Origin of the sequence: Rhizobium leguminosarum bv. viciae, assembly GCF_012276115.1 — a bacterium.
Classification (GTDB): Bacteria; Pseudomonadota; Alphaproteobacteria; order Rhizobiales; family Rhizobiaceae; genus Rhizobium; species Rhizobium leguminosarum_T.
Window position 1 is genome coordinate 12,411 of record NZ_WIEU01000009.1, and the last position, 22,215, is coordinate 34,625.

Below are 22,215 nucleotides of genomic sequence, written 5' to 3' on the forward strand. Positions count from 1 at the left end.
TGGTTTTGCGATAACGACATGCGTAAAAAGTAAGACCTAAGCGCGTCGCACGGCATCAGGCGCCGGCTGCTGCCGCACGCTCGTCCCGCTGGCGCTGGATTTCACGGCGCTTGGTGACGACCGAGGCGCAGATGACACCAACGGTCACGATCGCGATCAGGATCGTGCACACCGCATTGATCTCAGGCGTCACGCCGAGGCGCACCTGACTGTAGATCCTCATCGGCAGCGTGGTGGCGCCCGGCCCCGACGTAAAACTGGCGATCACCAGATCGTCAAGCGACAGGGTGAAGGCAAGGATCCAGCCAGAGAGAACAGCCGGCGCGATGATCGGCAGGGTGATCTCGAAGAAGGTCCGCACCGGCGGCGCGCCGAGATCCTGCGCCGCTTCCTCGATCGATTGATCGAAGCTCAACAGGCGCGACTGCACGACGACGGCGACGAAGCACATGGTCAGCGTCGTATGCGCGAGCGTGATCGTCCAGAAGCCGCGGTCGAAACCGATCGCGACGAAGAGCAGCAACAGCGACAGGCCGGTGATGACGTCGGGCATGACGAGCGGCGCGTAGATCATGCCCGAAAACAGCATGCGGCCACGAAAGCGGGTGTAGCGCACCAGCGTCAGCGCCGCCATGGTGCCGAGGATGGTTGCGACCGTCGCCGACAGCAGGCCGACACGGATCGTCACCCAGACGGCGTCGAGCAGGCCCTGGTTCGAGAGCAGCGAGACATACCACTTGGTGGAGAAGCCGCCCCAGACGGTGACAAGCTTCGATTCGTTGAAGGAGAAGATCACCAGCAGCACGATCGGCAGGTAGAGAAAGGCAAAGCCGAGCGTGACGGAGATGATGTTGAAACGGGTCCATTTCAGCATGACTTATTTCCCCCGCTCTTCGGCCTTGGCCTGGGCGTTCTGAAAGAAGACGATCGGGATTACCAGGATCATCAGCAGGATCGTTGCGACCGCCGAGGAGACCGGCCAATCGCGGTTGGCGTTGAATTCGTTCCAGAGCGTCTTGCCGATCATCAGCGTCTGCGAACCGCCGAGCAGGTCGGGAATGACGAATTCACCGACGGCTGGAATGAAGACCAGCATGCAGCCAGCCACCACACCGGGGATCGACAGCGGAAAGGTGACGCGCCAGAAGGCCTTGATCGGCGTGCAACCAAGATCCTGCGCCGCCTCGATCAGCGTACCGTCCATCTTCTCCAGAGCCGAATAGAGCGGCAGCACCATGAAGGGCAGATAGGAATAGACGATGCCGATGTAGACGGCGGTATTGGTGTTGAGGATGATCAGCGGGCTGTCGATGATGTGCAGCGACAGGAGAAGCTGGTTGAGAAGCCCCTCCGGTTTCAGGATCGCGATCCAGGAGTAAACGCGAATCAGGAAGCTCGTCCAGAACGGCAGGATGACCAGCATCACCAGCGTCGGACGGATGCTGCGCGGCGCCTGTGCCATGCCATAGGCAATCGGATAGGCGATCAGCAATGTGAGGAAAGTGGAGATCCCGGCAATCACCACGCTCGAGACATAGGCGTTGAAATAGAGCGAGTCCTCGGTGAGGTAGCTGTAATTGTCGAAGGAGAGCTCTCCGATCTTGCTCCAGAGCCCGGCCCAACCGTCGGCAAGTGAGAAGACGGGCTCGTAAGGCGGCATGGCGATCGCCGTCGTCGACAGCGAAATGCGGAAGACGATGAAGAAGGGCGCCAGAAAGAAGAGCAGCAGCCAAGTATAGGGAATGGCGATGACGAGGCGATTGTAGAGGCCGGAGGTGAGCTTGCCCATCATGTCAATCCTTCAGCAAGATGCCGGCGTTCTCATCGAAGGAGACCCAGACTTCCTGATCGTAGGTGAAGGGGTCGTCGACGGAACGCTGCGCATTGAGGGACGAGGCCTTGACGATATTGCCGCTCTGCAATTTCACATGGAAGACGGTCATGTCGCCGAGATAGGCGATATCCCAAAGTTCACCCCTGGCGGCGTTGACCGAAGCGTTGGCGGGAGGCGTGCGCCCGACCCGCATCTTTTCCGGCCGGATGGCGAAGCCGACCGCGCTGCCGGCCGATGGCGTCTCGAAGGCGGCGACGCGCACGCTGAAGCCGCCGTCGATGGCCATCTCGACGGTGCCATTGCCCGATGAGGCGACCTTGCCGTCGAAGATGTTCACGTCGCCGATGAAATCCGCGACGAAGCGGGAATTCGGCGCCTCGTAGATTTCGGCCGGCGTCGCCACCTGCACGACTTTGCCATGGCTCATGACGGCGATGCGGTCGGCCATGGTCATTGCCTCTTCCTGGTCGTGGGTGACGACGACGAAGGTGAGGCCGAGGTTCTGCTGCAGGTCCATCAGCTCGAACTGGGTTTCCTCGCGCAGCTTCTTGTCGAGTGCGCCGAGCGGTTCGTCGAGCAGCAGTACCTTCGGGCGCTTGGCAAGCGAGCGGGCCAAGGCCACGCGCTGGCGCTGGCCGCCGGAAAGCTGGTTCGGCTTGCGGGAGGCGAACTGCTCAAGCTTGACCAGCTTCAGCATCTGCGAGACGCGGTCAGTCATCTCGTCCTTCGACATGCCGTCCTGCCTCAGGCCGAAGGCGATATTCTTCTCGACCGTCATATGCGGGAAAAGCGCATAGGATTGGAACATCATGTTGACCGGCCGCCTGTAGGGCGGCGTGCCGGCCATATCGGTGCCGTCGAGCACGATTTCGCCCGAGGTCGGCTGCTCGAAGCCGGCAAGCATGCGCAGGAGCGTCGACTTGCCGCAACCCGAAGCGCCGAGCAGCGCGAAGAACTCGCGGTGATAGATATCAAGCGACAGATCGTCGACGGCGGTAAAATCGCCAAAGCGCTTGGTGACATTCTTGAAAGCAATGAAGGGTTTTGCAGACGGATCGGTCCAAGGCGCAAAAGCGCGGCGGATATTGCCGAGAGACTTCATATTATTCCCCGAAATACAAGGTTCTGCCGGCCTCCACCCCGGCCGGTAATTGAAAGGCCCGGACGTTTCCGTCCGGGCCCAAGGCTGAATTACTGGCCGGTGACGACCTTCGTCCAGAGGCGCGTCCCCAGGCGCTGCGTTTTTGGATCCCACGGCTTGACCGTGAAGAGGTTCTTCATCACCTCCTCGGTCGGATAGATCGCCGGATCCTCCAGAATCTCCTTGCTGACGAACTGCTGCGAAGCCTTGTTGCCATTGGCATAGAAGGTGTGGTCGCTCGCCTTGGCGATGACCTCAGGTCTCATCATGTAGTTCAGGAACTCGTGGGCTTCCGCGACATGGGGCGCATCGGCGGGGATCGCCATCATGTCGAACCACATCTGGGCGCCCTGAGAGGGGATCGAATAATTGACCTCGACGCCGTTCTTGGCTTCGGCCGCGCGGTCGCGAGCCTGCAGCATGTCGCCGGAATAGCCGAAGGCGATGCAGATGTCGCCGTTGGCAAGCGCGTTGATATATTCGGACGAGTGGAACTTGCGGATGTTGGGACGGACGGCCGTGAGCAGCTCTTCGGCCTTCTTGAAATCCTCAGCCTTTGTGGAGTTCGGGTCGAGGCCGAGATAACGGAACGCCGTGGAGATGACGTCCTTCGGCGTGTCGAGAACGTAGATGCCGCAGTCCTTGAACTTTTCGGCGACCTTCGGATCGAAGATCACTTCAAGGCCGGGCTTGACATCGGGACCGAGGATTTCAGCGACCTTCTTGACGTTGTAGCCGATGCCGTCCGTACCCCACATGTAATCGACCGCGTGTTCGTTACCCGCGTCATATTCGGCTGTGCGCTTCTGGATCACATCCCACATGTTGGAAAGGTTCGGCAGTTTCGACTTGTCGAGCTTCTGGAAGACGCCGGCCTGGATCTGACGCTGCAGGAAGTCGGCTGTGGGAACGACGACGTCATAACCCGTGCCGCCGGCAAGCAGCTTGGTTTCCACGGTCTCGTTGGAATCGAAGGTGTCGTAGACGACCTTGATGCCGGTTTCCTTGGTGAAGTCGGTCAGGATGGAGTCGTCGATATAATCCGACCAGTTGTAGACGTTGACCACGCGCTCCTGTGCAAGGGCCGGCGCGGCAGCAAGGAGTGCGGTAACGGCGGCGGCCGTCACGCATAGAATGGTTGACCTCATGACTTCTCCTGTTTTTTTTAAAAGATTCCGCACCCGGGGCATCTTTTCCCTCTGGTTTTCGATGCAGACTAAGAAGGAATTTCTAAGCCCACAAGCGCAAAATCCTGCGCGCTCAACGATTTCACAATCACTGGAAGTCGAAGGCGCTGAGGCCTGCCACCATCTCGTCGAGCCCGAGCGGTCTCGTCACCGGCGGCTCGGCGCGGGAAAGGCAGCCGCGCCGCTCGCAAAGGCGACAGGCGGGACCGATCGCGACCGGCTCGAGCGCCGTCGCCTGCCCGTAGACCACGCCTTCGCCAAGGGCAGCGTCGCAGCCGATGAGTATCGCGGTGCGCCTGACCCTTTCGCCGAATTCGACGCTTGGTCCCTCCAGGGTGCGGGCGACCGTCAGAAAGGATGCGCCATCAGGCATGACGACCGTTTCGGCGAGGATCTGGCCCGGCTGCAGGAAGGCGGCATGGATATTGAGCTTCGGACAGCCGCCGCCGAAACGGGCCTGCGGGAAGCCCTGCGCGCCGGCCCTGCGCAGCCGGTGGCCGGCGGCATCGATCTCGATCAGAAAGAAGGGAATGGCTGCCGCCCCAGGCCGCTGCAGCATGGCAAGCCTCGCAGCCGCCTGGCCGAAGGAGACGCCGAAGCGCGCACGCAAAATATCGATATCGTAGCGCGTCGCCTTCGCCGCCGAGAGAAAGGCCTCGTAGGGCATTGCGAGCGCTAAGGCCGCGATGCGGGCAAGCTCGAAGCGGGCGATGCGGCGCGCCTCGGCGGAGGAGAGCGAGAGATCGTCGAGCTCGGCATCGATTGCCGGCAGCAAAGCGAGAGTCGCGGCCTCGACGGCGATCTCGTGTGCACGGTCGGCCGGCGACAGGCGCTCCGAGATGAAGAGCCGCATCGAATGGCGATCGAAACGGCGGCGCAGATCCGGCATGACGTGGACGGGCAAGACACGCACCGCGATGCCGCGCTCGGAGCGCAGCCAGTCCTTCAGCCCGGCGGCAAGATCGACGCCCCAGGGCAGCGTGGCAGCAAAGGCTTCGGCCGCCGTCTCGATCTGTCCGAAATAGCCGGAACGGCGCTCCAGCATCTCACGCACCTCGTCCAGCGGCAAGCGGCCGGCGGCGACCGGCGCATGCCCTTCGGCGGCCATCAGCGCCGTCAGATCGGACAGCCTTGCCGCCTGCTCGCGATAGGCGCGGTAGAGCTTGATCATGCCGCTTGCGGCATTGGGTGCGGCCTCGGCCACCTCGACCAATTCCTGATCACCCGGCAGCTCGCCCGACAGCAGCGGATCGGCAAAGACCTCCTTGAGCTGGCCGAGACTGCCGCCGGTCTGTCCGCGCAACTCTTCCAGATCGACCCTGTAGACGCTTGCAAGCTTGAGAAGGAGCTGCACCGTCAACGGCCGCTGGTTGCGCTCGATCAGGTTCAGATAGGACGGCGATATTTCCAGCGCTTCGGCCATGGCGGTCTGCGTCAGCGCCAGCGCATTGCGGATGCGCCTGACTTTCGGGCCTGCGAATATCTTTCGTTCCGCCATGTCACACCCTTTGACAGGAAGGAGCGCTCATATTTACAAAATTTTACAAATTCACAGCGCCACTCTGTCAATCCTCCTCATCTTAACCTTTTTCCACTCCAGAAATCAAAGGTTTTTCTGGTCATAACGCGTCATATTGTCAATCTTGTCACGCAGCACCTTTGTCGGCTTCTAGTGAGGAGAGCACATGACTGATTTTTACAAGCTTATTCCAAATGCATCAGCCAGCCGCTTCGACGGCATCGAGAGACCGTACTCGGCCGAAGACGTGCAGCGGCTCAGAGGCTCGGTGGTGCTCAGCCATACGCTGGCCGAAATGGGGGCGGAGCGGTTGTGGCGGCTCATTCACCAGGAGGATTTCGTCAATGCGCTCGGCGCACTTTCCGGCAACCAGGCCATGCAGATGGTGCGCGCCGGGCTGAAGGCGATCTATCTCTCCGGCTGGCAGGTGGCGGCCGACGCCAATACGGCATCGGCGATGTATCCCGACCAGTCCCTCTATCCAGCCAATGCTGGTCCGGAACTGGCCAAACGCATCAATCGCACGCTGCAGCGCGCCGATCAGATCGAGACCGCGGAAGCCCAGGGGATTTCCGTCGAGACCTGGTTCGCGCCGATCGTTGCCGATGCGGAAGCAGGCTTCGGTGGACCGCTCAACGCTTTCGAAATCATGAAGGCCTATATCGAGGCGGGCGCTGCCGGCGTCCACTTCGAGGACCAGCTCGCCTCGGAGAAGAAATGCGGCCATCTCGGCGGCAAAGTGCTGATCCCGACGGCCGCCCATATCCGCAATCTCGACGCAGCGCGGCTTGCCGCCGACGTCATGGGCGTTGCAACGCTCGTCATCGCCCGCACCGACGCGGAAGCGGCAAAACTGCTCACGTCAGACATCGACGAGCGCGACCAGCCCTTCGTCGACTATGATGCCGGCCGCACGGTCGAAGGTTTCTATCAGGTGCGAAACGGCATCGAGCCGTGCATCGCGCGCGCCGTCGCCTATGCGCCGCACTGCGATCTCATCTGGTGCGAGACCTCGAAGCCGGACCTCGATCAGGCGCGGCGTTTTGCCGAAGGCGTGCACAAGGTCCATCCCGGCAAGCTGCTCGCCTATAATTGCTCGCCTTCCTTCAACTGGAAGAAGAACCTCGACGAGGCGACGATTGCGCGGTTCCAGCGCGAACTCGGGGCGATGGGCTACAAGTTCCAGTTCATTACGCTCGCCGGCTTCCATCAGCTGAACTACGGCATGTACGAACTGGCGCGCGGCTACCGGCAGCGGCAGATGTCGGCCTATTCCGAGCTGCAGCAGGCGGAATTCGCCGCCGAGGTCAACGGCTATACCGCCACCAAACATCAGCGCGAGGTCGGCACCGGCTATTTCGACGCCGTGTCGCTCGCCATCACCGGTGGCAGGTCTTCGACCACGGCGATGCACGGCTCGACCGAACATGCGCAGTTCAAGCCGGCTGCGGAATAACTCGAAGAGGAGGAAAGATCATGGCATCCATCACACGCGTCAGGGAACGGGCCGAGGAACAGGCAAGCAGCATGAGCGAGGATCAGCAGACGACGATCCGCATGCTCGCCAATGACCTGCATCGGCTGAACCAATCGGTCATGAAAGCCGTCGAGGCCGGCGTCTCGGTGGAACTGGTGCGCTCGGCCCGTCATCACGGCGGCGACGGCCACTGGGGCGACCTGCTGATCCCCGTCGTCGTCACCAACCGGCATTGACGAAAAGCCGACCGTTGGCGGGCCGGTGACGTCGGCCCGCTTCTTCAATCGCCGCGCGACCTATCGGGCGTGCGGCGCTCGACGTCCCTCTTGGATGCAGCCGCGCGCAGTTTTGGGCGACATGCATTAGCCGCGGCTCGGTCGTTTTCCGGCGAAGAGATCGGCATAACTTTTGATCAGCTTGGTCATGCGGTCGGCGACTGTTCGGATCTCCGGGCGGTGGCGGTCCTCGGCATTCATGACGATCCATTGCCGGTGGCGCAACTCCGGCAACTCGCCGCCCTGGCGCTGCAATTCGGGATGGAGATCGCCGACGAAACAGGGAAGTACGGTCTTGCCGGCGCCGGCGCGCACCAGATCCGGCAGCGAGCGCGGCCGATTGACGGTGGCAACGATCCCGGCTGCCGAATGGGCGTGCGGCCAGCGCAGATAGCCCGATATGGCCTCCTCCTCGGCGACTGCAATCCAACGCTCGTCGGTCTCGGCGGCATTGCGCCTGACATAGACGGCATAGGCCACCTCCCCGAGCTGACGTGCGGCGAGATTGGCCTCCTCAGGCTCGAAGGCGCGAATACCGATATCGCTTTCGCGGTAGGCAAGGCTCGCCCGCGCCTCGCCAATCGTGAGCGAAATGGCGAAGGCATCGCCCGGCATGCGGATTGCGGCGAAATTCTCGGTCAGCAGCCAGGCGAGCCAGGTGCCGGCTGTGACCCTGACGGTGGTGCCGCCCTCGCCGGATTGCCGCCACGCCGCCACCTTGCGGGCGGCGGCCTCCATTTCCTGCAGGTGATCGAGCAGCGCCTGGCCATCCTGGGTCAAACGGTATCCGGTCTGGCTGCGCGAAAACAATGCGCGGCCGATTTCCTGCTCGAGATCGAGCATGCGCCGGCCGACGGTCGCAGGACTGAGCCCGCTTGCAGTGCTTGCCCCCGTCAGCCCGCCGAGCCGGGCCACCTGCAGGAAAAGCTGATAGGAATCCCAACTCGCATTTTTCATGGATGAAAAACATAGCGGGATTTTTCCCGTTTATAAAGAGAAATTCGACGCCTAAATCAGGTGATGTCTTACACAGGAAAGGACATTGTCATGATCGACATGCTCACCATCGCAGGCACCATCGGCCGTCGGCATTATCCCCAGCGAAGCGGCGGCAAGGCGGAAGAGGACAGGTTCTATGCCGAGTTCGGAAACAATAGCCTTATTGGCTTTGCCGCCTGGCTGACGTCGCTCGACCTCAACCTCGGAAGGCGGCGCAAGGGCGCGGCGCAATCCCGCAGCGGCAGCGGCTGCGCAGTTCAGGCGACTCTTCTTGCTCCGAGATGAGCCGGTGCCGATTCTGCGACTATGCGGAACCGCTCGATCAGCGCCATCAGCGTATCGGCTTCGCCGGCAAGCAGGCGGCTTGCCTGCGTCGTCTCGGCAACCATCGCCGCGTTCTTCTGGGTCATCTGGTCCATGGCGTTGACGGAACCGTTGACTTCCTGCAGCGCGGCCGACTGATCGCGGCTGGCGGTGGCGATGGTCTCGACATGGCCGCTGATCGCGATGATCTCCTGGCTGATCGAGGCAAGGACGCTGCCGGTCTTCTGGACCAGTTCGGACCCTGCCGTCACTTCGCGGCTCGATGTCTCGATCAGCGACTTGATCTCGCGCGCCGCATCGGCCGAACGCTGGGCGAGTTCGCGGACTTCCTGGGCGACGACGGCAAAACCCTTGCCCGCCTCGCCGGCCCGCGCCGCCTCGATGCCGGCATTCAGCGCCAGAAGATTGGTCTGGAAGGCGATGTCGTCGATCACCTCGATGATCTGCTCGATACGCTGCGAGGCCTCTTCGATGCGATCCATGGCGGCGACGGCATCGCCGACGACGGCGCCCGAATTGTCGGCCGTCTTCTTGGTCGCAGCCACGACATTGTTGGCTTCACGGGCACGCTCGGCGGAAGAGCGAACCGTCACGGTGATCTCTTCCACCGCGGCCGCAGTCTCCTCGAGGTTCGCCGCCTGCGCCTCGGTGCGTTTGGAAAGCTCGCCGGCAGAGGCGGAGACGGCGCCGCTGTTGCGCTGGATCGTCGCGGCGCTGTCACGGATACCGGACAGCGTATCCTGGAGCCGCAAGAGGGAAGCGTTGAAATCGACGCGCAGCTGCTCCAGCCGGCCGACGAAGGGCGTGCCGATCGTCTGCGAGACATCGCCCTGCGACAGGCGCCCGAGGCCGGCGGCAAGCTGGTTGACGGCAAAGTCGATCTGGCCGTCGAGCGAGCGCTTGTCGGCATCGTTCCTGGCGCGTTCGGCATCGCTCAATTCGCGCTGTTCGCCAGCCTGGGTTTCCAGGTCGCGCCTTGCGCGGGCACTGTCGCGGAAAAGCGCCAAGGCCCGGCCGATGTCGCCGAACTCGTTCCTCTTTTCGACACAGGGGATCGTCTCTTCGAGATCGCCCGCAGAAATCGAGTGAACGCTCGCGGTCAGCGCCTGCAAAGGCTTCACCGACAGGCGGATCGCATAGAAGGCAAGAACACCGACGAGCAGCATCACGATGCTGCCGACACCGAGAACCAGCATCTGCAGTTCATACATGCGCTGGTAATAGACTTCCATCGGAATGCCGATGAAGAGAATGCCGACATTGGCGTTCGCGGCATTCTTGATCGGGAAATAACCGGTCATGAACTTGCGGCCGAAAAGCTCCGCCGGACCGTAATAAGCCTCGCCCCTGGCGAGAACCGGCTGGGCGGGGTGCTCGGCGACCAGCTTGGTGCCGACGGCCCGGTCGCCGTTTTCCTTCTTGACGTTGGTGGATATGCGGACGTAGTCGCTGCCCTGCTTTTGAAAGATGGTTGCAACGCCGGCGATCGATTGCGCCGTGCGGTCGACGAGCGAATGGTCGGCAAGGGCGGGAATAGCGTCTTCCGTGACAGCGGAGAGCTGATTGTCCTTCAGCTCGATCTTTGCAGCCTGATCGGCCGCGCCGTAGAGGACGGCCATGGCGCGGGTGGCATCCCTGGCGTCGGAGACGGCGCCGTCCATGACATGATGGCTCAGATTGTAATAGGTCACACCGACGATGGCGGCCGTGCTGATGGCCAGCAGAAACAGTGTGATCGCAACGATCTGGCGGACGATCGACGTAGAGAAAAGGCGCAGCATCAAAACCCCCGACAGAACAATGAGGGCTAAATTAGACGAAAAGCGTTAAGGAAAATGTTCTGTAAATCTGGACCGCCCGCGATATTCGTCGCCCCGTTTCCGGTCGCTCTCTATGCAATACGCAAACGGCCCCGGAAAACCGAGGCCGTTCGAAAATTTGCAATCGAGCCCTGATCAGGCGGCGCGGTAGACCGGCGCACCGGTGGCTTCGCCATCGATCTTGAACTGCTGGATGAGCCTGCGTAGCGAATCGGCCTCGTCAGCCAGTTCGCGGCTGGCGGCAGTCGTCTCCTCCACCATGGCGGCGTTCTGCTGCGTCATCTGGTCCATCTGGTTGACCGTCGCGTTGACGCTCTGCAGCGCGTTGGACTGGTCGTGGCTGGCGCGGGCGATCATCTCGACATGCTGGCTGATCGTGACGATCTGGGCGCTGATCTTGGCGAGCACCGTGCCGGTTTCCTGCACGAATTGCGAGCCGGAATTGACCTCGTTGGTCGACTTGTTGATCAGCCCCTTGATCTCCTGCGCCGCGGCGGCGGAGCGCTGGGCCAGTTCGCGGACTTCCATCGCGACCACCGCGAAGCCCTTGCCGGCTTCACCGGCGCGCGCCGCCTCGATGCCGGCGTTGAGCGCCAAGAGGTTGGTCTGGAAGGCGATCTCGTCGATGACGCCGATAATCTGCTCGATCTGGCGCGAAGCACCTTCGATGCGGCTCATCGCGTCGATCGCGTTGCTGACGACGACGGCGGAATCGTCGGCGCTGCGCTTGGCCTGACGGACGATCTGGTCGGCATCCTTGGCGCGTTCGGCCGAAGAGCGGACCGTAACGGTGATCTCATCGACGGCGGCAGCTGTCTCTTCAAGCGAGGCAGCCTGCTGTTCGGTGCGCTTGGAGAGGTCCTCGGCCGACTGGGCCATCTGGTTGCCATTGCCCTGGATCAGTTCGACATTGTCGCGGATCTGGCTCATCGTCGCCTGCAGGCGCATCATCGAGCCGTTGAAATCCTGGCGCAGCTGTTCGAGACGGCCGATGAAGGGCGTTTCGATCGTTGTCGAAATATCGCCCTGCGACATGCGTTCGAGGCCGGCGGCGAGCGCATTGACCGCGAATTCGATCTGACGATCCATCTCGCGCTTTTCGGCGTCGTTGCGCTGGCGCTCATGTTCGGCGGCGGCGCGTTCCTCGTCGCTCTGCTCCTCGATGCGGATCTTCGAGATGGCATTTTCCTTGAAGATGCCGAGCGCGCGGGCCATGTCGCCGATTTCATCGTGGCGCTGCTCGCCGGAGATGCTGGTATCCAGCGCCCCTTCGGCGATGCGGCGCATGGCGCCGGTGATATGGCTGATCGGGCGCTGCAGCGTCAGCACCAGGGCAATGCCGCCGAGGATCGACAGGAGGATGCCGAGACCGGTGGTCAGGACGGAGATGCTGTTTGCCTGGGTGCGCTCGGTGCCGGCCGTCTGCTTCTGCAGCTCGGCGAAATCGGTCAGCTTTTTCCAGATCTGGTCGAGTTCCTGGCGGGCCGCGGCATAGGCCGTGACACGCTCGCCGATCGTGTCGACGATCTTCGAGCCGCCGCCGGAGATGACGTCGAGCGCCGGCTGGATCGCGCCGGATATGCCTTCGGCAAAGCCCATGCCCTTGGCGCTGGTGACCAGCACCTGCATGTCCTTGCCAAGCGTGCCGGCCTGCTGCTGCAGGCGCACGAGATTTTCCTTGCTGGAGTCGGCTAGAAAGTCGGAAAGGACGATCTGCAGCGAATAGACCGAATTTTCGAGACGCCGCGTATCCTGCAGGACCGAATTGGCCTGGGCAATCCGGCCGTCGAGCGCGGCGAATTCCTGGGTCGCGTCACGCATCTTCTGCGTCGCCGTCAACTGCGTATAGGTCGCGGTCTGGCGGAAGCGTGAAACCAGACGGCCGAGTTCGATGGCGGTCTCGTCGGTCGGATTGGGCGTCTGGGCGATCGTCTTGATGCCGTCGATGGTCGCAGCCAGCGCGTCGACGACATTCTTCTGATTTGTCGGAACCGAGATGGCGATCAGACGCTGCGATTTAATGATCTCCGGCATCTGTTCGTTGATGAAGGCGATCTTGTCCTGCGGTGTCTGCGGCTTGCTGAAGCCGCTGGCGACGGTGCCGAGAAAATCACCGCCCTTCAGCAGGCGGTCGGCCGTGCGAAGGGTAGCGGTGGCTGCGCTCTCGTCGCTCTGGACCGTGTTTTGCAATTCCTCGGCCTGATAGGACACGGTGAAGCGGGTGCTGATCACGCTCTTTTGCGCTGCGTCGATCTGCTCATGCAATGCCTTCTCCTGCTCGTGCAGCGCCCACAGCTTGTCGACGACGCCCGAAATTTCCTTGGTGCGGCGCGATGCCTCCGCAAGGCTGTCACGGCCGGCGGCCTCGTCACCAACCTGGTTCAGCGTCTGGTCGAGCACACCCTGCTGGGTCTTCAGATCCGCGATCAGCTTGTCGCGCGCCTCAGGGCTGGTGACGCGCAGGAAATCGTCCATCGAGCCATAGAGATCTTTGAAGCCGCTCAGCGACTGCAACACGCTGTTGGATATTTCCATGCGGCCCTGCAGAAGTCCGGAAGCATAGAGACCCGTCAGGCCCACCGCCGAAATGGTGACGACGAAAGGCAGAACGAAGATCAGAACCTTGGTCTTGATCCTGAAGCGGGAAAGAATCTTGTCAATCAACATGGCGTTCCGGGCCTTTCATACACCACTCCTCCCGCAGGCGGCCACATGGCGCCAGCCGGGTGCACATCGAGCTGTTCTTATTTTACATTGGGGAACCCGGAGGCCAGGCGGCAGTCATTGCCAGTTCATGTCCAAACAACTTGGAGATGCCCAAATATTCGCGAGCAATTGTGTCAGATTAGATATTAATTTTCGGATAAGCGGTTATGGCGGGTTAAGCCAAGGCAGTGAAATAGTTACAAATTATGGACCGCGATGCCGCGGTGCGACAACTAGCATGTCGCAACGTTGATTCCAGGTCTGCTGAAAGGATCAGATGAAGTGCGAGAGCAGCAGCGCGAGGCAGGCGGCGGTGGCGCCGGCTGCAAGCATCAGATAGCGCAGGGCGACCATTCGAGCGTTCGGCTTTGCCTCGGCAATTGCGATGGCGCGGGCGCGTCGTGCGTTTCTGTTCATGGGCGAAACCTCACTTCTCTCTAACACAACAACAATCCAACAAATCGGCTTGCCGGTAAAGCTTAATTTAGGGACGACCTTACAAACCGCCAATTGAGACAGGATGGCGCACCTCTATTAAGAAGTCTTGAATCGGTATCTCCAGATATTTCCAAGGCATGTCAAAAAATGTGCAGCGGTTTTGGGCCCACGACATGCATCAAAACAAAGAGCTTTAGACGCATTCGCCGGCGGCAAAACCGGAAGCCCAGGCCCACTGAAAATTATAGCCGCCGAGCCAGCCGGTGACGTCGACGCATTCGCCGATGAAATAGAGGCCGGGCACGGCTTTTGCTTCCATGCTGCGGGAATCGAGCGCTGCCGTGTCGATGCCGCCAAGCGTCACTTCGGCGGTGCGGTAGCCTTCCGAGCCGGACGGTTTGACCGCCCAGTTCTGGGCGCCGGCGGCAAGACGCAGCAGCGCCTTGTCGGGCAGGTCGGCCATGTTGCCGGAGATCTTTTCGCGCTCGACGAGAAATTGTGCCAGCCGCTTCGGCAGGATATCGCCGAGTGCCGTCTGCGGCGACTGACGGCCATTGATCTGCTTTGCCGTCGTCAGATGCGCGGCAATGTCGATATCCGGCTCGATCGCAACCACGATCTCGTCGCCTTCGCGCCAGTAGGAGGAGATCTGCAGGATGGCGGGGCCGCTCAGCCCGCGATGGGTGAAGAGCAGCGCTTCGCGGAAGCCAGTCCTGCCGTGGCGGATTTCGGCCGGGGCGGCAATGCCGGCGAGCGGCGCGATGCTTTCCAGCAGGCCGGGATCGAGCGTCAGCGGCACGAGGCCGGGTCGGGTTTCGAGCACGGCCAAGCCGAACTGCTCGGCAAGGCGATAGGCAAAGCCGGTGGCGCCCATCTTCGGGATCGATTTGCCGCCGGTGGCAACGATCAGCGACGATGCTTCACAGTGACCTTCGCCGGTCGATACCCGGAAGCCGGCTTCGGTCTTTTCGACACCTGATATTTCGGTGCCAAGATGCAGCGCTGCACCGGCCGCGCGCATCTCCGCCAGCAGCATGCGGATGATGTCTTTGGCGCTATCGTCGCAGAAAAGTTGGCCGAGCGTCTTCTCGTGCCAGGCAATGCCGTGGCGGTCGACCATGGCGATGAAATCGGCGGGCGTGAAACGGGCGAGCGCCGACTTGCAGAAATGCGGGTTGGCGGAGAGGAAATTCTTCGGTCCGGCATGGATATTGGTGAAATTGCAGCGGCCGCCGCCTGATATGCGGATCTTCTCGCCAGGCGCCCTGGCATGGTCGAGGATGACGACCGAGCGGCCGCGTTTTCCGGCACGGATGGCGGCCATCATGCCCGCCGCTCCGGCGCCGATGACGATAACGTCGCTTTTGCGCTGCAAACCCGTTTCCCCGATCAAACCCGCGTCTTCTTTTTCCATCAAAGGGCGAAAGTCAACGTTCTCAACCCCTCGCCAATTGGCAAAGTCTGGTTATGATGGCGCCACGATCAACGCAAACCGGTGTGTCATGTCCCCAAAAAAGACGACGCTGAAGCCTGCCAGAAACGTACCCGCCTCGAAAAAAACTCCCCCGGAGCCCGGATCCCTACGCGGCGTTGCGAACTGGAAGGAAGCAGCGCGGTGGCTGAGGGACAGGGGCATCGAAGACATCGAATGCATCACGCCGGACCTTGCCGGCGTTGCGCGCGGCAAGATGATGCCGAGTTCGAAATTCACCTCCAACACCTCGCTGGCGCTGCCTTCGGCGATCTACCGGCACACGATTTCGGGCGAATATCCCGACGAGACGGAGAGCTTCCGCTATGAGCCGCGCGACAGCGACCTGAAGCTGATGCCAGACCTTTCGACGCTTTCCGTCGTGCCCTGGGAGACCGACCCGACGGCGCAGGTGATCTGCGATATCGTCGATTCGGACGGTGGGGAAGTCCCCTATACGCCGCGCAACGTTCTGAAGCGGATCATGAGCCTCTATCATGAGCGCGGCTGGAAGCCGATCGTGGCGCCCGAGATCGAATTCTACCTCGTCGCCAAGAACGACGATCCCGACTATCCGCTGCACCCGCCGAAAGGCCGGTCCGGCCGCTCGATCCTCGGCGGCCAGGGCTATTCGATCGCCGGCATCAACGAGTTCGACGAGCTGATCGACGACGTCTATCATTTCTCGGAGAAGCAGGGGCTGGAGATCGATACGCTGATCCATGAAGAGGGACCGGCGCAGATGGAGATCAACCTGCGCCACGGCAATCCGATCGAACTTGCCGACCAGGTGTTCCTGTTCAAGCGAACGATCCGCGAGGCGGCGCTGAAACACGACATCTACGCGACCTTCATGGCCAAGCCGATGCAGGGCCAGCCGGGTTCGGCGATGCATATCCATCAGTCGGTGGTCGATATCGAGACCGGCAAGAACATCTTCTCCAATCCCGACGGATCGGCTTCGAAGGAATTTTTCCATTTCATCGGCGGCATGCAGAAATTCGTGCCGAGCGCGATGGCGATGCTGGCGCCCTACGTGAATTCCTACCGGCGCCTGCAGCCCGATATGTCCTGCCCGGTCAACAATGCCTGGGGTTACGACAACCGGACGACGGCGTTCCGCGTGCCAGTTTCCGATCCGCAAGCGCGGCGCGTGGAAAACCGGCTGCCGAGCTCGGACGCCAACCCCTATCTCGCACTCGCCGCCTCGCTCGCCTCCGGCCTGCTCGGAATCATGAACGAGATCGAGCCGACGGCGCCGACGGAGGATTCGGCCAATGAGGGCTCGATCGACCTGCCGCGCGGCCTGCTGGAGGCCGTGGCGCTGCTCGAGGACGAACCCGCCTTCGAGGAGATGTTCGGCAAGCAGTTCATCGGCCTTTATGCCGGCGTCAAGCGCGGCGAGTTCGAAACCTTCATGCAGGTGATCAGCCCTTGGGAGCGGGAATTCCTTCTGCTCAACGTGTGAGGGACCATCATGGCATCGCAGGAGACATGGCAGAGCCCGATCGCGCCCGGGCTGTCCTGGTATCAGGCAACCGTCGGGGAGCGGCCCACCTACCCCGCTCTTGACGGATCGAGAACATGTGACGTCGCGATTGTCGGCGGCGGCTATACCGGCCTGCAGGCCGCCTATAATCTTGCCAAGTCAGGCATTTCGGTGGTCCTGATCGACGCCTGCCGCTTCGGCGACGGGGCGTCCGGACGCAATGGCGGCCAACTGGGCACCGGTCAGCGATGGTGGCCGGAAGAACTCGAGGAGAAGATCGGCTACGAACGCTCGAAGGCGCTGTTCGATCTTGCCGAAGCGGCCAAGCGCCATCTCATCGATTTCGCCCGCGAGCATCAGATCGAGATCGACTATGTGCCCGGCCAGCTCAATGTCGCACACAAGGCAAGCTACAAACGCGACTATTACGAGAATGCCGAAATCGCCGCCTTACGCTACGGCTATCCGCATCTCAGCTTCATGGACGAGGAGGAAACGCAAGAGAGGCTCGGCTCGAAGCGTTTCCATTGCGGCGTGCGCGATGTCGGCACCGGCCATATCCATCCGCTGAAGCTGCTGGTCGGGCTGGCGCGGGTCGCCGCCAATGCCGGTGCTGAAATCTTCGAGATGACCACGGCAACGGCGATCCGCCAAAGCGGCGGCAAGGTGACGATCGAAACCGAAAGGGGAACGATCACCGCTGAGCGCGCGCTGATCGCCTGCGACGGCCATATCGACGGCCTCGAACCGGTGACGGCAAGCCACGTCATGCCGATCCGCTCCTTCATCGGTGCCACCGCGCCGCTCGACGGGCATCCGGATGTGCTGCCCGGGGGCGAGGCTGTGGCCGATTCGCGCTTCGTCGTGCGCTACTTCCGCAAATTCGGCGACGGCCGTCTGCTGTTCGGCGGACGCGAGGCCTATACCTCCGACAATCCGCGGGACATTTCGCTGCACATCCGCCGGCAGATTGCCGAGATCTACCCGGACCTCAAGGACATCGAGATCACCCATGCCTGGGGCGGCAACGTCGGCATCACCATGCCACGCCAGCTCTTCGTGCGCGAGGTCATGCCCGGCGTCATCTCGATCGGCGGTTATTCCGGCCATGGCGTCATGCTGTCAAACTACTGTGGCAAGCTCTACGCGGACACGGTGCTTGGAAAATCTCGCGATCTCGACCTCTTCACATCGCTTGATATTCCAGCCTTTCCCGGTGGTGCGCGCATGCGGGCGCCGTTGCTTTTCCTCGCCTTGTCGTGGTTTGCGCTTCGCGACAAGTTTTAGTCCGATTGCGGATTTCATCTTCCGGAAATTCGCTCTAAAACCGGTGCCTGAGAGATTCATTGCACTGCACACTGGCTTTTTTAAATCGATTAGATTAAAAGAGCCGTCAACCAAGCCTGATTGAGAGACAAGCTCATGAGCAGCCAAATCATTCCCGTTGAGCCTTTTGATTACGTCGTTTTCGGCGGCAGCGGCGACCTTGCCGAACGCAAATTACTGCCCGCCCTTTATCATCGCCAGATCGAAGGCCAGTTCAGCGAACCGACCCGCGTGATCGGCGCCTCGCGCAGCCCGTTGACCCACGAGGAATACCGCAATTTTGCCCGCGATGCGCTGAAGGAACACCTGAAGAAGGGCGAATACGACGAGGCTGAGGTGGAGAAGTTCTGTGCCCGCCTCTACTACGTCTCGGTCGATGCCCGCACGGATACCGGCTGGGATCAGCTGAAGAAGCTGCTCGACGAGGGCAAGGACCGTGTGCGCGCCTTCTATCTCGCGGTCGCGCCCGGCATCTTCGGCGATATTTCGCAGAAAATCGCAGACCATAAGCTGATCACCAAGTCGACCCGCATCGTCGTCGAAAAGCCGATCGGCCGCGATCTCGCTTCTGCGCTGCAGCTCAACGACACGATCGGCCGTGCCTTCAAGGAAGAGCAGATCTTCCGCATCGACCACTATCTCGGCAAGGAGACGGTGCAGAACCTGATGGCGCTGCGCTTTGCCAATGCGCTCTATGAGCCGCTCTGGAATGCCAACTACATCGACCACGTGCAGATCACCGTGGCTGAATCGGTCGGCCTCGAAGGCCGCGCCGGCTATTACGATACGGCGGGTGCGCTGCGCGACATGGTGCAGAACCACATTCTTCAGCTGCTCTGCCTGACGGCGATGGAAGTGCCCTCGTCGATGGACTCCGAAGCCGTGCGCGACGAGAAGCTGAAGGTGCTGCGCGCGCTGAAGCCGCTCAATGCCTCCAACGTCGAGCAGGCGACGGTCCGCGGCCAGTATCGCGCCGGCGCATCGGGCAGCGGCCCGGTCAAGGGCTATCTCGAAGAGCTGGAAGGCGGCGTCTCGAACACCGAGACCTTCGTCGCCATCAAGGCCGAGATCAATAACTGGCGCTGGGCCGGCGTTCCCTTCTATATAAGAACCGGCAAGCGCCTTGCCGGGCGCATGTCCGAGATCGTCATTACCTTCAAGCCGATCCCGCATGCGATCTTCGATCAGGCGGCCGGCCGCATCGTTGCCAATCAGCTGATCATCCGCCTGCAGCCGGACGAAGGCGTCAAGCAGTCGCTGATGATCAAGGATCCGGGTCCGGGCGGCATGCGCCTGCGCAATGTCTCGCTCGACATGAGCTTCGCCCAGGCCTTCAACGTCCGCAATCCCGACGCCTACGAGCGCCTGCTGATGGACGTGATCCGCTCGAACCAGACGCTGTTCATGCGCCGCGACGAAGTCGAAGCTGCATGGAAATGGGTCGACCCGATCCTCAAGGGATGGGAAACGACCGGCCAGCAGGTGCAGGGCTATACGGCCGGCACCTGGGGCCCGAGCCAGGCCATCGCGCTGATCGAGCGCGACGGCCGCACCTGGCATGACGATATCTAGGACGACATCGATGACATCGACCCTGCATTCCTTCGCTAGCGCCGCAGATCTCGCCGGCAGCCTCGCCGATAAGGTCGCGAATACGCTTTCGGCGTCGATCGCCGCACGCGGAACGGCGTCCATCGCCGTTTCCGGCGGCTCCACACCGAAGGCCTTCTTCCAGGCGCTTTCGACACGCGACATTGCCTGGGAAAAAGTGACGATCACGCTTGTCGACGAACGCTTCGTGCCGGCCGACAATCCGCGCTCGAACCATCTGCTGGTCGACGCCAATCTTCTTCAAAACAAGGCAAAGGCGGCGCGCTTCGTGCCGCTTTACCAGCCGGCACCTTCCGTCGAGGAAGCTGCAAGACTTGCGACGGCAAAAAGCGCCGAGATCGGCATCCCCTTCGACATCGTCATCCTCGGCATGGGTGGCGACGGCCACACCGCCTCGTTCTTTCCCGGTGGCAGCAATCTTGCCAAGGCGCTCGACGCATCGACGCCGCGCGGCATCATCACCATGGAAGCGGAAGGGGCCGGCGAGCCGCGCCTGACCTTCACCTTCTCCAGTCTTGAGGATGCCGCACTCCTGGTTCTCCATATCGAGGGCGAAGGCAAAAAAGACGTTCTCGCCAAGGCGGAAGGCAGCGGTGAAGAGGCAGAAATGCCGATCCGCGCCATTCTGCGCCGGGCCACTTCCCCGGTCGAGATCTACTGGGCTCCCTGATCCGCCGCAGATCTGAAATTCAGATTTAGGCCGGAGCCGCCGAAACAGATAGAGACAACGAACAAGGCAGGGATTTTCCATGTCCGCTCACGTACGCATTTCTGCGATCACCGATCGCATCGTCGAACGCTCGAAACCCACCCGCGAACGCTATCTCGAACACCTGCGCGCGGCCGCCTCGCAGGGCGTGCAGCGCTCGGTGCTTGGCTGCGCCAACCTCGCCCATGGCTTCGCGGTCTGTTCCCCCGCCGACAAGGATGCGCTTGCCGGCGACCGCATCGCCAATCTCGGCATCATCACCGCTTATAACGACATGCTTTCGGCCCACCAGCCGTTCGAGACCTATCCGGCGATCATCCGCGAGGCAGCCGCCGAAGCAGGCGGCGTGGCGCAGGTGGCCGGCGGCGTGCCGGCGATGTGTGACGGCGTCACCCAGGGACAGCCGGGCATGGAGCTCTCGCTGTTCTCGCGCGACCTGATCGCCATGTCGGCGGGCGTCGGCCTGTCGCACAACATGTTCGATGCCGCCCTCTTCCTCGGCGTCTGCGACAAGATCGTGCCAGGCCTGGTGATCGCAGCCCTGTCCTTCGGGCACCTGCCGTCGATCTTCGTTCCGGCCGGCCCGATGACGACAGGCCTGCCGAACGACGAGAAGTCGCGCGTGCGCCAGCTGTTCGCCGAGGGCAAGGTCGGACGCGCCGAACTGCTGGAAGCGGAATCGAAATCCTATCACGGCCCCGGCACCTGCACCTTCTACGGCACCGCCAATTCCAACCAGATGCTGATGGAGATCATGGGCTTCCACATGCCGGGCTCCTCCTTCATCAATCCCGGCACGCCGCTGCGCGAAGCGCTGACGCGCGAAGCTGCCAAGCGGGCGCTGGCGATCACCGCGCTCGGCAACGAATTCACGCCGGCGGGCGAGATGATCGACGAACGCTCGGTCGTCAACGGCGTCGTCGGCCTGCATGCGACCGGCGGCTCGACCAATCATACGCTGCACCTCGTCGCCATGGCGCGGGCAGCCGGCATCCAGCTCACCTGGCAGGACATCGCCGAGCTTTCGGAAATCGTCCCGTTGCTTGCCCGCGTCTATCCGAACGGACTGGCCGACGTGAACCATTTCCAGGCGGCTGGCGGCATGGGTTTCCTGATCAAGGAACTGTTGAAGCACGGTCTGGTGCATGACGACGTGCGCACCGTCTTCGGCCAGGGTCTTGCAGCCTATACGGTGGATGCCCGTCTCGGCGAAAAGGGCGCCGTCCTGCGCGAGCCGTCGCCGGAAAAAAGCGTCGATCCCAAAGTTCTCTCCAGCATCGAGACGCCGTTCCAGGCGAATGGCGGGTTGAAGATGCTGCGCGGCAATCTCGGCAAGGCGGTCATCAAGATATCGGCCGTCAAGCCGGAGCGCCACATCATCGAGGCGCCGGCAATCATCTTCCACAGCCAGCAGGAGCTGCAGGATGCCTTCAAGGAAGGCAAGCTCAACCGCGATTTCATCGCCGTCGTGCGCTTCCAGGGCCCGAAGGCGAACGGCATGCCAGAACTGCACAAGCTGACGCCGCCGCTCGGCGTGCTACAGGATCGCGGCTTCCGCGTGGCGCTGCTGACCGACGGGCGCATGTCCGGTGCATCCGGCAAGGTGCCGGCGGCGATCCACGTCACGCCGGAAGCGGTCGACGGCGGTCCGATCGCCCGCATCCGCGAGGGCGACATCATTCGCCTCGACGCGATCAAGGGCACGCTCGAGCTGCTCGTCGATGCGGCCGACATGGCCGAGCGTGAACCTGTCGTCGTCGATCTCTCCGACAATGAATTCGGGATGGGCCGCGAGCTCTTCGCACCGTTCCGCCGCGCCGTCGGACCTTCGGACCAGGGTGCGAGCGTGCTCTTCCACCACTGAGCGTGGTCACTGGAGACAGACAAAA

At 62.0% G+C, this 22,215-nt stretch carries 18 protein-coding genes; 8 read left to right on the plus strand and 10 right to left on the minus strand.

Annotation, left to right across the window (positions count from 1 at the left end):
• Positions 1 to 55: 55 nt before the first annotated feature.
• The 5 genes from GFM02_RS17140 to GFM02_RS17160 all read right to left on the minus strand — a co-directional run bounded on the left by GFM02_RS17140 (position 56) and on the right by GFM02_RS17160 (position 5,660).
• A complete protein-coding gene (locus tag GFM02_RS17140) occupies positions 56 to 874 on the minus strand; it encodes an ABC transporter permease (RefSeq protein ID WP_168322257.1) in 819 nt (272 codons plus the stop codon).
• A 3-nt stretch (positions 875 to 877) separates the two neighbouring features.
• Positions 878 to 1,789 (minus strand): ABC transporter permease subunit, encoded by a 912-nt coding sequence (locus GFM02_RS17145; protein WP_003545610.1) that lies wholly within the window; start codon positions 1,787 to 1,789, stop codon positions 878 to 880.
• A 4-nt stretch (positions 1,790 to 1,793) separates the two neighbouring features.
• Positions 1,794 to 2,936 (minus strand): ABC transporter ATP-binding protein, encoded by a 1,143-nt coding sequence (locus GFM02_RS17150; RefSeq protein WP_168322258.1) that lies wholly within the window; start codon positions 2,934 to 2,936, stop codon positions 1,794 to 1,796.
• Between the two features lie 89 nt (positions 2,937 to 3,025).
• The gene (locus tag GFM02_RS17155; protein ID WP_168322259.1) at positions 3,026 to 4,123 is read right to left on the minus strand and encodes a polyamine ABC transporter substrate-binding protein; all 1,098 of its coding nucleotides are present in this window, start codon (positions 4,121 to 4,123) and stop codon (positions 3,026 to 3,028) included.
• A 127-nt stretch (positions 4,124 to 4,250) separates the two neighbouring features.
• Positions 4,251 to 5,660, minus strand: a complete 1,410-nt coding sequence (locus GFM02_RS17160) for a helix-turn-helix domain-containing protein (RefSeq protein ID WP_168322260.1) — start codon at positions 5,658 to 5,660, stop codon at positions 4,251 to 4,253.
• A gap of 187 nt (positions 5,661 to 5,847) precedes the next feature.
• On the opposite strand from GFM02_RS17160, the gene aceA reads away from it, so the two are divergent.
• Together aceA and GFM02_RS17170 are read left to right on the plus strand one after the other, a co-directional pair.
• On the plus strand, positions 5,848 to 7,137 hold the full coding sequence (gene aceA / locus GFM02_RS17165; protein ID WP_168322261.1) for an isocitrate lyase: 1,290 nt from the start codon (positions 5,848 to 5,850) through the stop codon (positions 7,135 to 7,137).
• Positions 7,138 to 7,157: 20 nt separating this feature from the next.
• A complete protein-coding gene (locus GFM02_RS17170; protein WP_003545603.1) occupies positions 7,158 to 7,394 on the plus strand; it encodes an SMc00767 family acetate metabolism repressor in 237 nt (78 codons plus the stop codon).
• A gap of 126 nt (positions 7,395 to 7,520) precedes the next feature.
• Here the strand turns inward: GFM02_RS17170 and GFM02_RS17175 are convergent, their stop codons facing one another.
• Positions 7,521 to 8,390: a LysR family transcriptional regulator gene (locus tag GFM02_RS17175; RefSeq protein ID WP_020048519.1), complete on the minus strand. Its 870-nt coding sequence runs from the start codon at positions 8,388 to 8,390 to the stop codon at positions 7,521 to 7,523.
• A gap of 90 nt (positions 8,391 to 8,480) precedes the next feature.
• Here GFM02_RS17175 and GFM02_RS17180 point away from each other — a divergent pair, with 90 nt between their 5' ends.
• On the plus strand, positions 8,481 to 8,717 hold the full coding sequence (locus tag GFM02_RS17180) for a hypothetical protein (RefSeq protein WP_168283547.1): 237 nt from the start codon (positions 8,481 to 8,483) through the stop codon (positions 8,715 to 8,717).
• Here GFM02_RS17180 and GFM02_RS17185 read toward each other — a convergent pair.
• The 4 genes from GFM02_RS17185 to GFM02_RS17200 all read right to left on the minus strand — a co-directional run bounded on the left by GFM02_RS17185 (position 8,690) and on the right by GFM02_RS17200 (position 15,134).
• Positions 8,690 to 10,537, minus strand: coding sequence for a methyl-accepting chemotaxis protein (locus GFM02_RS17185; RefSeq protein WP_168283546.1), 1,848 nt, complete (start codon positions 10,535 to 10,537; stop codon positions 8,690 to 8,692). The two genes, GFM02_RS17180 and GFM02_RS17185, sit on opposite strands and share 28 nt — an antisense overlap.
• A gap of 174 nt (positions 10,538 to 10,711) precedes the next feature.
• Entirely contained in the window at positions 10,712 to 13,243 is a 2,532-nt protein-coding gene (locus GFM02_RS17190) for a methyl-accepting chemotaxis protein (RefSeq protein ID WP_168322262.1), read from the minus strand.
• 312 nt (positions 13,244 to 13,555) lie between these two features.
• Positions 13,556 to 13,699: a hypothetical protein gene (locus GFM02_RS17195; protein ID WP_165503813.1), complete on the minus strand. Its 144-nt coding sequence runs from the start codon at positions 13,697 to 13,699 to the stop codon at positions 13,556 to 13,558.
• A 214-nt stretch (positions 13,700 to 13,913) separates the two neighbouring features.
• Positions 13,914 to 15,134, minus strand: coding sequence for an NAD(P)/FAD-dependent oxidoreductase (locus GFM02_RS17200; RefSeq protein ID WP_168268971.1), 1,221 nt, complete (start codon positions 15,132 to 15,134; stop codon positions 13,914 to 13,916).
• Between the two features lie 88 nt (positions 15,135 to 15,222).
• On the opposite strand from GFM02_RS17200, the gene GFM02_RS17205 reads away from it, so the two are divergent.
• The 5 genes from GFM02_RS17205 (at position 15,223) to edd (ending at position 22,190) form a co-directional block, all read left to right on the plus strand.
• Positions 15,223 to 16,659 carry a glutamine synthetase family protein gene (locus GFM02_RS17205; protein WP_017967073.1) on the plus strand — a complete coding sequence of 479 codons (1,437 nt, stop codon included), beginning with the start codon at positions 15,223 to 15,225 and terminating at the stop codon, positions 16,657 to 16,659.
• Between the two features lie 9 nt (positions 16,660 to 16,668).
• A complete protein-coding gene (locus tag GFM02_RS17210; RefSeq protein WP_168322263.1) occupies positions 16,669 to 17,967 on the plus strand; it encodes an NAD(P)/FAD-dependent oxidoreductase in 1,299 nt (432 codons plus the stop codon).
• 135 nt (positions 17,968 to 18,102) lie between these two features.
• Entirely contained in the window at positions 18,103 to 19,578 is a 1,476-nt protein-coding gene (zwf, locus tag GFM02_RS17215; RefSeq protein ID WP_168322264.1) for a glucose-6-phosphate dehydrogenase, read from the plus strand.
• A gap of 10 nt (positions 19,579 to 19,588) precedes the next feature.
• Complete coding sequence (gene pgl / locus GFM02_RS17220) at positions 19,589 to 20,287, plus strand: 6-phosphogluconolactonase (protein ID WP_168322265.1); 699 nt, start codon at positions 19,589 to 19,591, stop codon at positions 20,285 to 20,287.
• A 79-nt stretch (positions 20,288 to 20,366) separates the two neighbouring features.
• A complete protein-coding gene (edd, locus tag GFM02_RS17225) occupies positions 20,367 to 22,190 on the plus strand; it encodes a phosphogluconate dehydratase (RefSeq protein ID WP_168322266.1) in 1,824 nt (607 codons plus the stop codon).
• The last annotated feature ends 25 nt before the right edge of the window (positions 22,191 to 22,215 follow it).

Excerpts from the sequence above, each read along its gene's own strand:
- GFM02_RS17140 (WP_168322257.1), bottom strand. The coding sequence starts at position 874 with ATGCTGAAATGGACCCGTTTCAACATCATCTCCGTCACGCTCGGCTTT.
- GFM02_RS17145 (WP_003545610.1), bottom strand. The coding sequence starts at position 1,789 with ATGGGCAAGCTCACCTCCGGCCTCTACAATCGCCTCGTCATCGCCATT.
- GFM02_RS17150 (WP_168322258.1), bottom strand. The coding sequence starts at position 2,936 with ATGAAGTCTCTCGGCAATATCCGCCGCGCTTTTGCGCCTTGGACCGAT.
- GFM02_RS17155 (WP_168322259.1), bottom strand. The coding sequence starts at position 4,123 with ATGAGGTCAACCATTCTATGCGTGACGGCCGCCGCCGTTACCGCACTC.
- GFM02_RS17160 (WP_168322260.1), bottom strand. The coding sequence starts at position 5,660 with ATGGCGGAACGAAAGATATTCGCAGGCCCGAAAGTCAGGCGCATCCGC.
- aceA (WP_168322261.1), top strand. The coding sequence starts at position 5,848 with ATGACTGATTTTTACAAGCTTATTCCAAATGCATCAGCCAGCCGCTTC.
- GFM02_RS17170 (WP_003545603.1), top strand. The coding sequence starts at position 7,158 with ATGGCATCCATCACACGCGTCAGGGAACGGGCCGAGGAACAGGCAAGC.
- GFM02_RS17175 (WP_020048519.1), bottom strand. The coding sequence starts at position 8,390 with ATGAAAAATGCGAGTTGGGATTCCTATCAGCTTTTCCTGCAGGTGGCC.
- GFM02_RS17180 (WP_168283547.1), top strand. The coding sequence starts at position 8,481 with ATGATCGACATGCTCACCATCGCAGGCACCATCGGCCGTCGGCATTAT.
- GFM02_RS17185 (WP_168283546.1), bottom strand. The coding sequence starts at position 10,537 with ATGCTGCGCCTTTTCTCTACGTCGATCGTCCGCCAGATCGTTGCGATC.
- GFM02_RS17190 (WP_168322262.1), bottom strand. The coding sequence starts at position 13,243 with ATGTTGATTGACAAGATTCTTTCCCGCTTCAGGATCAAGACCAAGGTT.
- GFM02_RS17195 (WP_165503813.1), bottom strand. The coding sequence starts at position 13,699 with ATGAACAGAAACGCACGACGCGCCCGCGCCATCGCAATTGCCGAGGCA.
- GFM02_RS17200 (WP_168268971.1), bottom strand. The coding sequence starts at position 15,134 with ATGGAAAAAGAAGACGCGGGTTTGATCGGGGAAACGGGTTTGCAGCGC.
- GFM02_RS17205 (WP_017967073.1), top strand. The coding sequence starts at position 15,223 with ATGTCCCCAAAAAAGACGACGCTGAAGCCTGCCAGAAACGTACCCGCC.
- GFM02_RS17210 (WP_168322263.1), top strand. The coding sequence starts at position 16,669 with ATGGCATCGCAGGAGACATGGCAGAGCCCGATCGCGCCCGGGCTGTCC.
- zwf (WP_168322264.1), top strand. The coding sequence starts at position 18,103 with ATGAGCAGCCAAATCATTCCCGTTGAGCCTTTTGATTACGTCGTTTTC.
- pgl (WP_168322265.1), top strand. The coding sequence starts at position 19,589 with ATGACATCGACCCTGCATTCCTTCGCTAGCGCCGCAGATCTCGCCGGC.
- edd (WP_168322266.1), top strand. The coding sequence starts at position 20,367 with ATGTCCGCTCACGTACGCATTTCTGCGATCACCGATCGCATCGTCGAA.